The following is a 14,783-nucleotide window of genomic DNA, read 5'->3' on the forward strand; positions in this document are numbered from 1 at the left end:
TAAGCCATGATTAAAAAGCTATTCTTGCTCTTTATCATTATAGGTGCAGGGTATTATTATTGGACTACGCGTCCAATTTCTCACGGCCCGGGTATTGTTGCACCCGATGCTCCCGTACAAAGAGATATCCCAAAAGTTCCGGATATTTCTTATAAAGATTTTACACTGGATCCAAAGGCTGAGATTCAACTCGAATCTCGTATCCTCTCTATCAAAAGATACAGTGATATTTACACAGACCTCACCAAAACTGACGTTGTTTTTGGGTGGGGGGCAATGTCAGATGAAGAAAATCTGACCTCCCTTTTCGTTGGTCAGGAAGACCGTACATTATCTTTAAAAATTGCGAACCCTCCTATTGATCCTCCAGAAATATGGACGCACATATCCAATATGCATCTTATCCCATCAACAGAAGAAATAAGTGATAAAATTAATTCCTTACGAAAGGGACATATTGTTCGTCTGAAAGGATATCTGGTTGACGCTAGATCTCATACAAACGTATGGGAGCTAAAAACATCGCTAAACAGAACAGATCGCGGCAAAAACTCCAGTGAACTTCTTTGGGTAAAAACACTAACTACACAACATTAATACCATTCACTTATTTAAGTGATAGTAGTTAGAATAATTGTGATACCACTTTAAATAGAAGATTTCCTGACATATCTTCCATGAATCAACTTATTATATTCAAAAATATTTAAACATGGACTGGCTTAAAGAAGTAGTTGTAGACATTACTATATGTCTGCTTATAATTATAGCAGTACTTATTAACAACTCTATTCTAAATGGGATTGTTATAGCTTATTCCCTATTAATGCTTTTAATCAAAACACTTGTTTATTTCGGCGGGGATACTCTTAATCTAATGAAGAAAACCCAAACCTCTGCGCCACCTTTGTTTTCACATACTCTCTATGCTATAAATACCGGAATTCTCTATGGATTCCATTGGTGGTATGTTGCAACGGCTTGGGTACTTATCTGGTTGTTTTCCTATTTAATACAGCGGAAACTAGATCAATAAGCAGAGTAAATGTCTAGATTTATTTCTTAACCCCTTTCACATTCATTGGGAGGCGATAAACCGCTGAGGGAGTCGTTATAAAGAGAGTTGCAAAGTCATTTCCGCCCCATTCCATATTTGTTGCTCTGGCCGGAAGGTCAATCTTTTCAACTTGGTTACCGTCAGAGGAAAATATAAAAATCCCCCCGGGTCCGGTTGAATAGACCCTTCCCTCTTCATCAACTACCATACCATCGGCAGCTCCGGTATCCGAGGAGGCACCTACATTGGCAAATTGCTCTCCATCTTCAAACGTACCGTCCGCAGCCCTTTCAAAAACCATAATATCTCCGGAAGAGGTGTTATTTACATATATTTTTGATTCTTCCCTGTTCAAAACAACTCCATTTGGAGTATCAAAACCATCGAACAACAATTCCGGCTCCTCTCCTTCAACAAGTTTATAAACTCCACTAAAGGCTAGTTCTTTATCCTCATCACTTACTCCGAAAGGTGGATCGGTAAAATAAATGGTGCCATTAGATGCCACTGTCACGTCATTCGGACTGTTTAGACGTTGTCCTTTATAACTATCTGCCAGAGTTACCAGTTCTTTCTCATCGTTAACCTTTGAAACTAACCCGTCATGCTGAACAAGAAGCAGGTGCCCTTCAGCCGTTTCCGTAATGCCATTTGAATGACCGGAAGGCTTAATGTAAACCTCTGAATCCTCAGATCCCGGGGTCCATTTATATATCGTATTTGCCGGAATATCACTAAAAAGAAGGTATCCATCCGCATGCCAATATGGCCCTTCAGTAAACTGGAACCCTTCTGTTATTACCTCAGCATTATCTGCAGCCAATGAGTTTTCCTGGGCTGTTACAGTTACCGTAACGAATAATGTAACCAGCAATAATGTTAAAACTATTTTCCCTTTCATAACAGGTATCCCTTTGTTTTGAATTTAATTAGATTGGGTTATTCTAAGAAAAGTTTTGGCCATATTAAAACGGAACTGCTAAAATATGTTTTGTTAGTTTAAATCAAATATTCTTTTTTCGGTACTCTTCATAATTTACTATCATAATCCTGATATAAATTACCTGCTAAACAATACTTAAAAGTTAAAACCATGGCATCTGGATCTAAAAAAGTTATTTACGCAGCGCTCATTGCAAATGCCATTATCGCCGTTGTTAAATTTATTGCTGCAGCCATTACCGGAAGCTCAGCCATGTTTTCGGAGGGTATCCACACCACTGTGGATACTGGTAATCAGCTTATGTTATTATTAGGATTAAAAAAAGCCAAGAAGCCAGCTGATAAACTCCACCCTTTTGGCTATGGCAAAGAAATTTATTTTTGGAGTTTTGTTGTAGCAATCATGATATTTGCTATCGGGGCCGGTATCTCTATCTATGAAGGAATCCATAGCGTATTGGATCCACATCCAATTGAAAATGCAATTGTTAGTTACGGAGTTTTGGGGGCAGCCATGGTTATAACAGGAATCGCCTGGTATTTTGCGTGGAAGGAATTCAAGCAGGTAAAGGGGAATCGCGGGTATTTTGAAGCGGTACAAAAAGAAAAGAATCCGACGACTTTTGTAGTACTATTTGAAGATTCTGCTGCACTACTGGGACTTTTTGTAGCTATTTTAGGTATCGGACTTAGCCAATGGACGGGCATGCCTGTTTTTGATGGTATCGCCTCTATTGTTATCGGTCTAATTTTAGGTACCACTGCTGCTTGGCTGGCCTACGAAACGAAGGGACTTCTTATTGGAGAAAGTGCCGATCCGCGGATGCTAAAAGAAATAGAAAAAACGCTCTCTTCTTATAATAAAATCAGGTATGTCAATGAAGTTTTGACACTACATATGGGTCCTAATTTTGTTCTTCTGAATATCAGTGTAGACTTTCAGGATGATATTTCTTCCGATCAAATAGAAGTCACTTCCACAGAGCTTTCAAAAGAGTTAAAAAGTAATTTCCCGCTTGTTAAAAGGGTTTTTATTGAGTCTGAAAAGTCGAACGACGCTTAAGCAATTTTGATTAATAATTACTTTTATAAATTTTTATTCCTTTTGTTGGTTTCTGGGTTGTGTGTATCCAATGCACGAGCTCAAACGAATTCACCAATTGATACCACAGAAAAGCTGGATCAAAACGATAAACACCAGCAAATAAAATCACAAGAATTAAAGAATCGGAACGAATTTTCACTTTGGGTTGGTTTTGCATTTGATTCATACCGGTTATGGGGAAAAATGCCTAATACTAAGATTCGTTCTACCGGTATCCAATATAATCGGAAACTGGCTTATAAAAGAAAGCTAATTATCAAATATAATCTCTCAGCAAGCCTCTATTCCAAATATTCTTATCCGAGCTCATTAGAGGAGGATACGCGAACATCTCTGTCGGGATTTGGTATATCCCCATTGGGATTTCAAGTCAATTTTGCTGGAGACACGAATATTCAGCCGTTTCTCAATACTTCGGCAGGACTGATGCTTTTAAATAAGCGCTTCCCCGATATCAGAGGAAAAAAAATGAATTTCACATTCGGAGCGGGTGGCGGAATTGAAATATTACTGTCCAAATCGGTATCATTATCGGCTGGGATAAAATACCATCATCTCTCCAATGGGGACCGGGGCGAAATTAATCCCGGCATCGATTCCAACTTGTATTATACCACTATTACTATATTCTAGACTAACACTAAACTATAGTACCAATTTAACCGTTATAACAATGCAATAGTCTCGTAATGGCAAATAAATAGCAATATTATGTCGCGATTACTTCGTATTTATTTACTTTTTTTCTTGCCATTCATTTTTATGGTTAGCTGTGGAAATAGTAATAAGCAGCACCTTGAAAAAGCTTCCTTAAAAATAAATAACTCCTTGCAAACATCATCAGCTGATACTATGGATAGATATGAAGTTTTTAAAACCGAAGAGGAGTGGAAACAGATATTAAGTTCGGGAGAATACCGGATATTGCGTGGGCGTGGTACCGAGTTGCCTTTCGTAAACGAATATTACGATAATGAAAAAGAGGGGATCTATTATTGCAGGGCTTGTGGACAGCCACTCTATTCTTCAGAGACTAAATACAAATCCGGCACAGGTTGGCCCAGTTTTTGGCAACCAATAAAATCTTCCCTTGTAGAGGAAAAGGAAGATAACAGCTTCTTTATGACGAGAACTGAAATAGTATGCTCTCGATGTGGTTCCCATTTGGGGCATGTGTTTAATGATGGACCGGAACCTACGGGACTTCGGTACTGCATGAATTCAAAGGCACTTACTTTTAAAGAAATGGATCTTTCCGATGTGGATGTAGAAGAACTAAGTGTTATTGAGGTGGAGTAAAGTTCATCTTTTTGTCCTCTCTATTGGGTAACAATTATCGTTAGCCTTAATACTTCTATTATTACTATATAACCTTGGGCTAATTTTTCCGTAAGAGTTAATAACTCTGTTAATTAATCAAAAGATATGAATCAAGGATCATCCATTCTACAAACCGCTGAATTCAATCCTAAAATCAAAAAGTACCTACTATTTTACGGAGCACTAATACTTGCCCTCACTATTGTAGGTATCGTACTTATTCCCATCTGGTTGCTTATTGCCCCACGATTTATAGATAAATACTTTGACAGGTTGCAATGCCAGCTTACTACCCGATCATTAAGTTTTCAAAAAGGTATTATTTTTCATGTGGAACGAACAATCCCTCTGGATAAGATTCAGGATTTGACGTTCAGGGAAGGCCCTCTCCTGAAGGCATTTGGACTAAGTATCTTTAAAATTGAAACAGCCGGCAATACTGGTCAGGGAGGCAGTGATATGACTCTTATCGGAATCATAAATGCTGCAGAATTTCGCAAAAAAGTATTTGATCAGCGCGATAAGGTAACCGACCATTCCGGATCGAAGGAAAGTCAAGAGAGTACTATCAAAATATTGACTGAAATACGCGATTCTATAGCGCGCATTGAACAAAAAATGTAATTACAGCTTATGTGATTTGAACCTGATCATATAATGAAGCTAGTAATTAGCCGATTTCACAAAGTATTGGAACTGAAGTATTGAGCCGCTTAATCTGAGTTCCCTGTTTTTGCTGCAATCTTTTTGTTATAGATTATCAGCAGGACCATAGCTACTCCCCACTGTAGCAATACCGTAGCTACTGAATACATGCTTAGTGGGTTGTACCAGCTGTCTGGGGCATACTCAAAAGCACTGAGATACATCCACCAAACCAAAAGGGTAAATACTTCAATCGGAACCACATATTTGATAATAATTTCCCACCATCGTCCCAGCGTCCACTTTCGCTTTTCGGTATTAACAAGCTGATCGCGAAATTTTGCAGGGCTGAATTTGATCACAGCAAATGACATAAACGCACCAGAAACCAGCAATCCAACGCCCCAAACGAAATCCTGATTTGCGAGAATATCAGTTGAAATTGCTGAAGGGAGTCCAAACGCAAAGCCGGTCAGACAAACCCCAACTGTTGCCTTTTTACGAGAAATATTCATGTCTACCAGTACCCGACTGGCGAGCTCTATCATAGAAATTAAAGAACTAAAGGCTGCAAAAGTAAGCCCCAAAAAAAACAGAATAGCAAATAAACGCCCCCCTGCCATTTGTTCAAAAAGCTGTGGCATCCACATAAAAGTTAATCCAGTTCCTGCGGGACCAGAAGACTGCATAATCTCCAGGATCTGACCATCATTCATGGTACTTCCCAGAGTACCAAATACCGTTGAGAAAATAGTTATTGCTGCCAAAAGAGAAACGATATTATTGCCAATTCCAGTCTGCAAAGCACTGATAGTAATATCATCCTTAGAACGCATATAAGCTGCATAGGTAAGGATTAGTCCCCATGCAGCTCCCGTATCCCACGCATTCTGAGTTAGAGCTTCAATCCATATACGTGGTTCAGCCAGTGTTGACCAATCCGGTGTGAAAAGATATTCAATCCCCTGGAAACTGCCCGGGAGCATAACTGCCCGAATTAATGAAATAATAACTACAAGCAGTAGCGAAGGAATCAGAACCTTGTTAATGCGTTCAATAGAAGAAATGCCCTTAACAACGATATATCCTCCGGCACCAATCATTAATGCGTGAAATACCGATGGAAAGACTGATCCCTGGAAGCCATACCATACGGTTTCGGCTTGCTCAATATTTTGTGGAAGCCCGCTGTATACGGATTCTATAAAATAATACAGACACCAACCTGCAACCACGCTATAATAAAACATGATAGCAGTAGCTACGAAGCCGATAAACCCACCCATCCAAGCGTACTTTTCGCCCACCAAATTAATAAAAGAGCCGATAATACCTTTTCGGCCGTGGCGGCCAATGCCATATTCAGCAATAATCAGGGGGATAGAAAAAAGAAACAGACAGGCCACCCAGGCAATGATAAATGCTCCTGCTCCATCAGCACCACCATTCTGAGCAGCAATACGGGGGAATCGCCATATATTACCGGTACCCACAGCAATTCCCAGAACACTCAGGATTAAACCCCATTTGGAAGAAAATAATGAACCATTTTTCTTTTGATTCGGCATAAAATACACAGGCTCTTTTTAAAAATAATATCCTTGGCATACCCAGCCCTATTTTTAAACAATTTTTTACGGATTGGCAACCCATAAAATCATGGGAATCAAAATATTATAAACCTAAACGAAAAAAAGATGACTTTTCAGAGCAGAATAATTTCTACACCTGACAATCGTAAGTATCGCTGTAAAAGAGAGTGGCCAAGCGCGTTTATGACTATTTCTCTGTTCAATTCTCTGGTAATAACATCACCCATAGCTTATTTTTTGGGTAAATACCTGAAACGAGAATAAGAGTAGTTCATATACCATTTTTAATATCATGGAATGGAATTTGGATTACCCAGAGAATATAAATACCTAAAACCATAGCTAATAAGGTCACAAAAAATATTTGCAGGGCTCCATCGTTAGCAAATTTAATTATAGAAGGTTGGCTCTCTCTTAAAACGGCCAAAATATTTTGATTCTATTGAACCTATGGCTATTATTGCCTGCCTATATCATTCATTATAAAGCAATCACTAATATAGCTGCGAATGTTTTCGAACCATAGAAAAACCAATCGGGCTCTAGCTCTTTTTACTTTTTTAGCTTCGCTTATCCTCTACCTAATGACCATGGCTCCTACCGCCAGCTTTTGGGATGCCGGAGAATTTATCGCCGTTGCTCACGGCCTGCAGGTAAATCATCCGCCCGGAGCCCCTTTTTACTCCCTATTGGGGCGAATATTTTCCATGTTCATGCCCACCGGTTATGTAGCGGCCAGCATTAATTTTATTAGTGCATTAAGTTCGGCCCTTACTGTAATGTTGTTGTATTTGGTTATCGTGCGGCTGGTGCGGGAATGGAAAGGCAGTCCCGATCAGATGGAAGTGATCAGTAAAATTGGGATGTATGGCGGAGCCCTGATCGGTGCTCTCACGTTTGCCGTTACCGATACGTTCTGGTTTAATGCCGTGGAAGCAGAAGTCTATGCAATATCTATGTTCTTTACCGCCTTAGTTGTTTGGCTGGCATTGGTTTGGGCCGAAAAACACGAAGAACCTCATAATGAACGCTGGCTTATCCTTATTGCGTACCTTTTTGGTATTGCCCTCGGCATACACTTGTTGAACCTGCTGACGCTCTATTTTGTCGCCCTTATTATCTATTTCAAGAAAAGGGAATTTAATTTTGTCTCCTTTTCTGTAGCCGCCGGGATTGCCGTAGTCTCCTTTTTGGTAATCTATCCTTTTACCGTACAATCGATCCCTTCCATTATGGAGGGCATTACGCACGCCAGTTACGGCTTAATCGGCCCCATTACCTTTATTATTTTTGTGATAGTGACCTTGGCATGGGGACTCTATTACACTCAGAAAAATAACTATCGCATAGCGAACATCGTGGTGCTCTGCTATACGATGATTATGATCGGCTATTCCTCCTACGCCCTTATTTTTATCCGCTCGATCGCCGATCCGCCCATCGATGAAAATGACCCGGAGACCGTAGAAGCCTTTATCAGCTACTTGGAACGCGAACAATATGGGCAAACCCCGCTGCTTTCGGGCAACACTTTCGATAATGAGATTGGAACGATTAACCGGGAGGAAGAGTCCTTATTCCCCCGCCGCTATTCTACCAACCCGCAACATATACAGCAATACCGACAATACTCCAGCGACCTGGACTACTTTTTGAGCTACCAGGTCAACCACATGTATATCCGCTATTTTAACTGGAATTTTATTGGACGCGATTCCGATATCCAGGATGCTGGCTGGCAGAGTGGGTTTACTGAAACAGAAAACGAAAATAATCCTGCCCACAACAGCTACTATTATATTCCCTTTCTGCTGGGGCTTTTTGGAATGCTGTTCCATTTTCAAAATGACTGGAAGCGTGCGTTATCCGTGCTCGTCTTATTCATCATGACGGGACTTGCTATCATTGTATTTCTTAACCAGACTCCCATGGAACCACGCGAGCGAGATTATGCCTATGTGGGATCTTTCTTTGCTTTCTCTATTTGGATTGGTATGGGCGGCATAGGATTAATTGAATTAGTTAAGGAGTATCTTAAGTCTAGTCGAGTGGCTGCGTATGCGATTTTAGCCGTACTATTCTGTACCTCCCCCCTGCTAATGGGCGTACAAAACTTTAATGATCACGACCGAAGTGAACGATACGTGGCTCCCGACTACGCATACAATCTACTTCAGTCTACCGCCCCAAATTCCATTTTGTTTACCAATGGAGATAATGACACGTTCCCATTATGGTATCTGCAGGAAGTAGAGGAAGTCCGTACGGATGTCCGGGTAGTTAACCTAAGTCTCCTTAATACCGGCTGGTATATTAAACAGCTGAGGGATCAGTGGTCCCATGAATCTCCTCCACTTCCGATATCCTACAGCGATGATGAAATTGAAGAAATGACCAGTAGCCTCTCCCTGTATCAGCCGGATACTATTTCTATTCCGGTCAATAAAGATCTTCTGAAAAGTGCCTTCTCTGGAGATACTAGCTACAAAGAAACTATAGGCGTTAAACCTGATACTTCCCTTGAAATTTACAGTAAAGGGATTGGATTTGGTATTCCGGTAGATTCGCTGGATGATGAAGTTTCCTGGTATTACGAAGGGCGTTCTGCCGGACAGGACCAGCAGGGGAACCGTCGCTATTATACACAAGTTCAGGATGAAGTAATTTTAAATATTCTCAAAAATAATAAATGGTTACGTCCTGTTTACTTTTCCAATACTGTTTCATCACAAAGCCAATTAAATCTTCAACCTTATTTTAGATTTGAGGGAAAGGCTTTCCGAATTGTTCCCCAGCGACATGAAGGTGGATCTTACGGCTGGGTTGATCCTTCCGAGCACGCCAAACGATTGGAAAAATTCCGCTTCCGCGAATGGAATAATCCCGATGCTTATTTCGATGAAAATATTCGTCGCATGCTGCGAAATTATCAATTTAGTATAACAGAGCTTGCTAACAAATATAAAGAAATTGGTAAACCAGACAGTGCCAACTATTGGCTTAAATGGGGCGAAGAAAATCTTCCTTTTAGACCAAATAGTAATAACATAGCCTCCTTATCACTCTATGCATATAATTACGCGAGTGTAGATGATGACAGCAGCGCTGTGAGACTTGCCCAGGATGCAGAGGAACAACTCTTAAAAAACTTAGAGCGAGGAATGGAGAAATTTGAAGATATGCAACAAGAACTTACCAGGTTGGATGAAGAAGCCAATCAAGCACAACAGAATGCTGATATGGCGAAACGACAGTCCATTGAGCAAGAGATCCAGAACGTTGCCTCACGGCGGGAAAATATTACCCGGCAAATTTCCTCTGCTATTAGTCATCTAACCATTGTACAACGGATCTACTTTATGGCAGGACAGGATCAACGGGCATTAGATCTGGCTGATCGGGTCGATGCTATTACCGCAGCCCAAATTTCGCTTCCCTCCTCCAAAGAAGAAAACAAGAAGCAGTTTGATCAGTTTCAACTAGACTAAAGAGCTATAATATTAGTTAAATTTCTTATTTTGATCTCTGTATCGTATCTTTTATTAAAGTTGTAAGATACCTGTAGAACATATATAAATTCCATGGTTCACCAATTTACAAAAGAAAATATTGACGAAATTGCCCGGATTTTAGAAACTGAGGCAAAACCCCTTGGTAATGATGTTTTTCGCCTAGAGGTTGTTAACAAGGAAGAAGGTCGAAAACTGGCCTTGGAGATCCATTTAGGAATGAGCGTAAATGGAAAGGAACTCAATATGGTTTCAGTTTATGCTCAAAATACTTTCCTTCAGCTCCATAACTGTACGGCTTTTATTGCCAGTGATATGTTGAAACAGGTGACCTTTTTTGGCAAACAAGATGAACGTACATCCGGGTTAATTATTGAACAGGGAGCCGGCTGTAGTTTATATTCAAATGTAAGTGAAGCCGTCTTAAATAGCGACTTCACAAAACTTCCCGAAGATTTGATGATGTGTGCCGTCGCTTTATCTCTTACCGAATCTATCGATAAAGACAGCTTTTCCTTTGATGAGGAATAAGAAAGATGGCCGGTAAGCAAGTGAATATCCAGGTATTTAATCAGTCCGAAACCTCACTGCCCCTCTCCCAATCTGATTATGAAAACCTAACAAAAGCAGTTAGTCGTGAAGAAGATATTTCCTTTAAATTTATAGAAGTGGTATATGTTGATGAAGAAGAGATCGTCAACATAAATAAGGAACATCTTGATCGTGACTACATAACGGATATTATTACCTTTAGATATAGCGATTCCACTGATTTTCACCATATAGAAGGGACCCTCTATTGCTGTGCACCGCGGATCGTTGAACAAGCACAAGAATTTAATGAAACCAAAGAACAGGAATTTAAGCGGATATTTGTTCATGGACTGCTTCACCTGGCCGGTTACGATGACCAGTCAGATGAAGCCAAGAAAACCATGACCATAAAAGAAAATTTCTTTCTCTCCGGATTAGGATAACCCGGGTTATGTAACTCTTGGCAACGCCTGACGTATATATTTCACACCCAGGTAAATTAATACTTTCAAATGAGCGATATATCCAATAAAGATACCGGGAATGCTCTTGGTCACGCGAAGGAAATGAGCAAAGAACAGGGACGCCGGCTGTGGGAAATTATCAAACGCTATAGTCAGGTAGATCGCCTGACCGTTTCTTCCAAAGGCTCTGTCTCCGTATTAAAACCTCCTCCCAAGAAACGTTACAGTTCTGTCCTTTTATCAATTCTTTCCATATTCCCCTATTTGCTGCTCTTAACATTTGGATTCTCATTCTACTGGGATTTTGACGGCATTACATCTTCTTTTTTTAACTATCCTCTAGAATTCCAAGGACTTTTAAAGATCGTCAGTGTGAGTGGACTCATTGGTTTCCTTACCAACTGGGTTGCTATTACCATGCTTTTTAAACCAGCCAAGCGGAGGCCGTTATTAGGTCATGGGCTTATTCCTGCTCAAAAAGATCGCATTGCCTTTCGCCTGGCCCAAGCTGTATCAGAAGACCTGATTAATCCTGATATTATTAAGCAGAAAATCAACGAATCAAATATAATCAGCAAATACCGTAAATCTTCAACCCGGTATGTTAAAAATATTATTGACAACCCAAATTTCAGGGAGGAACTTAAGCAATGGGTGGTGACTTATCTTAATGAAATGATTGCCGATCCAAATATAAGGGCAGCTCTTGCAGAACGTATTTTACAACAGATCGAGGAGGCCATACAAGATAAATCATTCGAAAAAGTTGCGCTCAAGGCCTATTCCTATGTAAAAGGACAGGAAATGCAACATGTTATAGAAGAGGCACTTACACAAATCCCCACCTCCGTTGAAAGTGGTTTAGATAAAGTAGATGAGCTGTTGGACCAACTGCCAAAAAAAATTGACGATCATAGTGAAGTAATCGAAAATACCGTTACCAATCTTTTATATAAGCTTATTAATCAATTGGATGTGCATAAACTGGTAGAAGAAAACTTGCGCAGTTACGATGAACAGCACATTTCAGACATCATCCAAAATGCTACCAACGAACAGCTGCGATACATCCAATACCTGGGCGCAGTATTGGGACTTATAGGCGGATTCATCATCTGGGAACCGTTGATCAGTCTGTCTGCATTGGGAATTATATTCATATCAGTATTGGCACTGGATCATCTGCTTTATCGCCAGTTTTATAGCTGATAGTATTTTATTAGTAGCTAAAACCTACGGTGATTCAACGAGGGGATAGCTTTTCTCACCTCTGTAATGCGGGAAGGATTAATTTCAGCAATTGCGATACCTGGCTCTTCTCCTCGATTTGAAACAACCTCTCCCCACGGATCTATGATCACGGCATGCCCCCATGTTCGACGATCATCCCCGTGAAGACCCGTTTGGGCGGGGGCAAAAACATAGGAAGTATTCTCTATGGCCCGGGCTCTTAACAACGGAAGCCAATGATGTTTTCCAGTCGTATAGGTGAATGCCGAAGGAATAGATAGGATTGCCGCTCCCCTGTCAGTTAAAAGCCGATAATATTCCGGAAATCGCAGATCATAGCATACAGAAAGTCCCCAGCTGCCAATAACTGTATTGCTATACACAGCCGGCTCGGGCACCCCAGCTTCCACATAATCTGATTCCTTGTATTTTTCTTCATCACTCAGCTCTACATCAAAAAGGTGTATTTTATTATAGTTTATTACTTCTTCTCCTTTCGAATTGTACAATGGTGACCGATTAAATACTTTACTCTCGGTAGCTGGAACCGGATAGCTGCCACCCAGTATGTATACGTCAAATTCTTTTGCTGTATGGGATAAAAAATCCGGAACCTTTTCTGCAATTACTTCTGCTTGTTCCATCCGCATAGAAAGTCCCCCTAAAAAAGAAAAATTCTCTGGTAGACCTATTACTTTAGCTCCATGGTCTGCGGCTTCTTTAATATAGTTATAGGCTTTCTGTAAGTTTTGATCGATATCTGTTTGGCTGTTCATCTGAACAACAGCTGCTTTATATGGCGCAGTAAACATCATATTTCTTTATCTGATTGAATAAGACTTACTAATGTTAATATATACAACTTCTTTCAAGATAGTGATTAAGACAGAGGAAATATAAGCCCGCATACTTATTAACCTCAGAGACTCTTAAAAATCCCTTAAAAACAAACATTATTTATGGTATGGTCTATTGCTTTCCCCATGGGCTATTGATACCTTTTTAGACTAGTCTTATTAAAACTGCTGCTTTATGAACAAACAATTTATAGCTATAATTTTTCCCTTATTTATAATAGTGGGATTGCTGGGATATTTAAAAAGTTCTGAGAGCACTTCCCCAAAAGATCCCTGCAAACTCCCCCGTACTTATCAATTAGGTGATATTGATAAACGGTTTGATATAAACCGACAGAAGCTTTCCAATGTATTGACTAGTGTTGAAGATATCTGGGAAAACTCTCTCAATCATGAAATACTTCGATACGATCCTGATGGTGAAATTAAAATTCACTTGGTATACAGCGATCAACAGGAATTAATTGATGCAGAGCAAAGAGCTTCTAAACAGATCGCAACGAAACGTGCTCAAAGTAATGAAGCAGAAAAAAAGTACAAGAGAATACGCGATGAGTTTGATCAAAAACATAATGAGCTACAGAAGATTATTAATCGACATAAAGAATTAATTGAGGTTTACAATAAAAAGGGTAAGCAATTTACGGAGGACTCCAAATTAACCGAAGAAGAGAAAAAAGAGCTCAAAAAACGACAACAGCAAATCGAGCAGGTAGAATCTGAGCGGGACTCACTCCTCGAAGCAGTACAGGAACTCCAAAGAAGAGTCAACAACCAATCTGATCGTGTTAATCAAATTATAGATCAGGAAAACAGGCTTATAGAACAATACAACCAGCAATTCAGCGGTAAGCGAAAATTTGATCAAGGTCATTATATTCGCAATAAAGACGGTGAACGCATTAATATTTACCAGTTTAGTTCAAAAAATGAACTAAAGGTTGTGTTAGCGCACGAATTTGGACATGCGTTGGGGCTTAACCATGGGGATAATCCGGAATCAATAATGTATCATTTGATGAATAAGCAGAATTGGGAAGATCCCACCTTAACGGAAGAAGAACTTATGGAATTCAGAAGTCGGTGTTTATAAAAATTATGCAGCAACACATTTTAATTCTACTTTAAAAAAGGGGCTTTTATGAGTGCAGGACATATAGGAGCGGGTGAAGTTATCAATCTTCAAAATCTTGATGGCAGACCAGATGATACAACACTGGCCCTTGTTAAGACCAACGATATGGAAGTAATTCGTATGGTGCTTCCAAGAGGCAAAGATATCATGGAGCATAGTGTGGATGGCGAGATGTCGGTACAATGCATTAAAGGTAAGGTATTGTTCCAACTGGATAACAATGCCCATGAGCTGACCGAAGGTGACTGGTTATACCTCGAAGGCAAACAGAAACATGCTCTCTATGCCAAAAGCGATGCGGTTTTGCTTATTACCATACTTTTTTCCAAAGATGGGTAGCCTAGCCGGAGAGTTGCAAACTCTCCTAAAGAACAGTAGCTTCCCGGGCAGATT

Annotated in this window: 14 protein-coding genes; 11 read left to right on the top strand and 3 right to left on the bottom strand. The window is 40.0% G+C overall.

What is annotated here, in order from left to right; all coding sequences use genetic code 11:
- Positions 1-6 precede the first annotated feature (6 nt).
- Positions 7-597, top strand: a complete 591-nt coding sequence (locus ABEB05_RS03555; RefSeq protein WP_265787580.1) for a hypothetical protein — start codon at positions 7-9, stop codon at positions 595-597.
- A 458-nt stretch (positions 598-1,055) separates the two neighbouring features.
- Here the strand turns inward: ABEB05_RS03555 and ABEB05_RS03560 are convergent, their stop codons facing one another.
- The gene (locus ABEB05_RS03560) at positions 1,056-1,958 is read right to left on the bottom strand and encodes an SMP-30/gluconolactonase/LRE family protein (RefSeq protein WP_265787583.1); all 903 of its coding nucleotides are present in this window, start codon (positions 1,956-1,958) and stop codon (positions 1,056-1,058) included.
- 192 nt (positions 1,959-2,150) lie between these two features.
- Between ABEB05_RS03560 and ABEB05_RS03565 the strand changes: the two genes are divergently transcribed.
- From ABEB05_RS03565 to ABEB05_RS03580, 4 genes are all read left to right on the top strand, one after another.
- A complete protein-coding gene (locus ABEB05_RS03565; protein ID WP_265787585.1) occupies positions 2,151-3,062 on the top strand; it encodes a cation diffusion facilitator family transporter in 912 nt (303 codons plus the stop codon).
- Positions 3,063-3,119: 57 nt separating this feature from the next.
- Positions 3,120-3,737, top strand: a complete 618-nt coding sequence (locus ABEB05_RS03570) for an acyloxyacyl hydrolase (protein ID WP_345694233.1) — start codon at positions 3,120-3,122, stop codon at positions 3,735-3,737.
- 219 nt (positions 3,738-3,956) lie between these two features.
- Positions 3,957-4,403 (top strand): peptide-methionine (R)-S-oxide reductase MsrB, encoded by a 447-nt coding sequence (gene msrB / locus ABEB05_RS03575; protein ID WP_265787587.1) that lies wholly within the window; start codon positions 3,957-3,959, stop codon positions 4,401-4,403.
- A 126-nt stretch (positions 4,404-4,529) separates the two neighbouring features.
- Entirely contained in the window at positions 4,530-5,048 is a 519-nt protein-coding gene (locus tag ABEB05_RS03580; protein WP_265787588.1) for a PH domain-containing protein, read from the top strand.
- Positions 5,049-5,137: 89 nt separating this feature from the next.
- Here ABEB05_RS03580 and ABEB05_RS03585 read toward each other — a convergent pair whose 3' ends face one another.
- Positions 5,138-6,637: a sodium-dependent transporter gene (locus tag ABEB05_RS03585; RefSeq protein ID WP_265787590.1), complete on the bottom strand. Its 1,500-nt coding sequence runs from the start codon at positions 6,635-6,637 to the stop codon at positions 5,138-5,140.
- A 533-nt stretch (positions 6,638-7,170) separates the two neighbouring features.
- Here ABEB05_RS03585 and ABEB05_RS03590 point away from each other — a divergent pair.
- The 4 genes from ABEB05_RS03590 to ABEB05_RS03605 all read left to right on the top strand — a co-directional run bounded on the left by ABEB05_RS03590 (position 7,171) and on the right by ABEB05_RS03605 (position 12,377).
- Positions 7,171-10,149 (top strand): protein O-mannosyl-transferase family, encoded by a 2,979-nt coding sequence (locus ABEB05_RS03590; RefSeq protein WP_265787592.1) that lies wholly within the window; start codon positions 7,171-7,173, stop codon positions 10,147-10,149.
- Between the two features lie 93 nt (positions 10,150-10,242).
- The gene (locus ABEB05_RS03595; RefSeq protein WP_265787594.1) at positions 10,243-10,701 is read left to right on the top strand and encodes a hypothetical protein; all 459 of its coding nucleotides are present in this window, start codon (positions 10,243-10,245) and stop codon (positions 10,699-10,701) included.
- Between the two features lie 5 nt (positions 10,702-10,706).
- Positions 10,707-11,147 (top strand): rRNA maturation RNase YbeY, encoded by a 441-nt coding sequence (ybeY, locus tag ABEB05_RS03600; protein WP_265787596.1) that lies wholly within the window; start codon positions 10,707-10,709, stop codon positions 11,145-11,147.
- Positions 11,148-11,216: 69 nt separating this feature from the next.
- Positions 11,217-12,377: a DUF445 domain-containing protein gene (locus ABEB05_RS03605; protein ID WP_265787598.1), complete on the top strand. Its 1,161-nt coding sequence runs from the start codon at positions 11,217-11,219 to the stop codon at positions 12,375-12,377.
- Positions 12,378-12,394: 17 nt separating this feature from the next.
- On the opposite strand, the gene ABEB05_RS03610 is transcribed toward ABEB05_RS03605, so the two are convergent.
- Entirely contained in the window at positions 12,395-13,213 is an 819-nt protein-coding gene (locus ABEB05_RS03610) for a carbon-nitrogen hydrolase family protein (RefSeq protein WP_265787600.1), read from the bottom strand.
- Between the two features lie 217 nt (positions 13,214-13,430).
- Between ABEB05_RS03610 and ABEB05_RS03615 the strand changes: the two genes are divergently transcribed.
- Together ABEB05_RS03615 and ABEB05_RS03620 are read left to right on the top strand one after the other, a co-directional pair.
- Entirely contained in the window at positions 13,431-14,348 is a 918-nt protein-coding gene (locus ABEB05_RS03615) for a matrixin family metalloprotease (RefSeq protein WP_265787602.1), read from the top strand.
- 48 nt (positions 14,349-14,396) lie between these two features.
- Positions 14,397-14,729: a cupin domain-containing protein gene (locus tag ABEB05_RS03620; protein ID WP_265787603.1), complete on the top strand. Its 333-nt coding sequence runs from the start codon at positions 14,397-14,399 to the stop codon at positions 14,727-14,729.
- Positions 14,730-14,783: the final 54 nt, after the last annotated feature.

Source organism: Fodinibius salicampi, from assembly GCF_039545095.1.
GTDB classification, from domain to species: Bacteria; Bacteroidota; Rhodothermia; order Balneolales; family Balneolaceae; genus Fodinibius; species Fodinibius salicampi.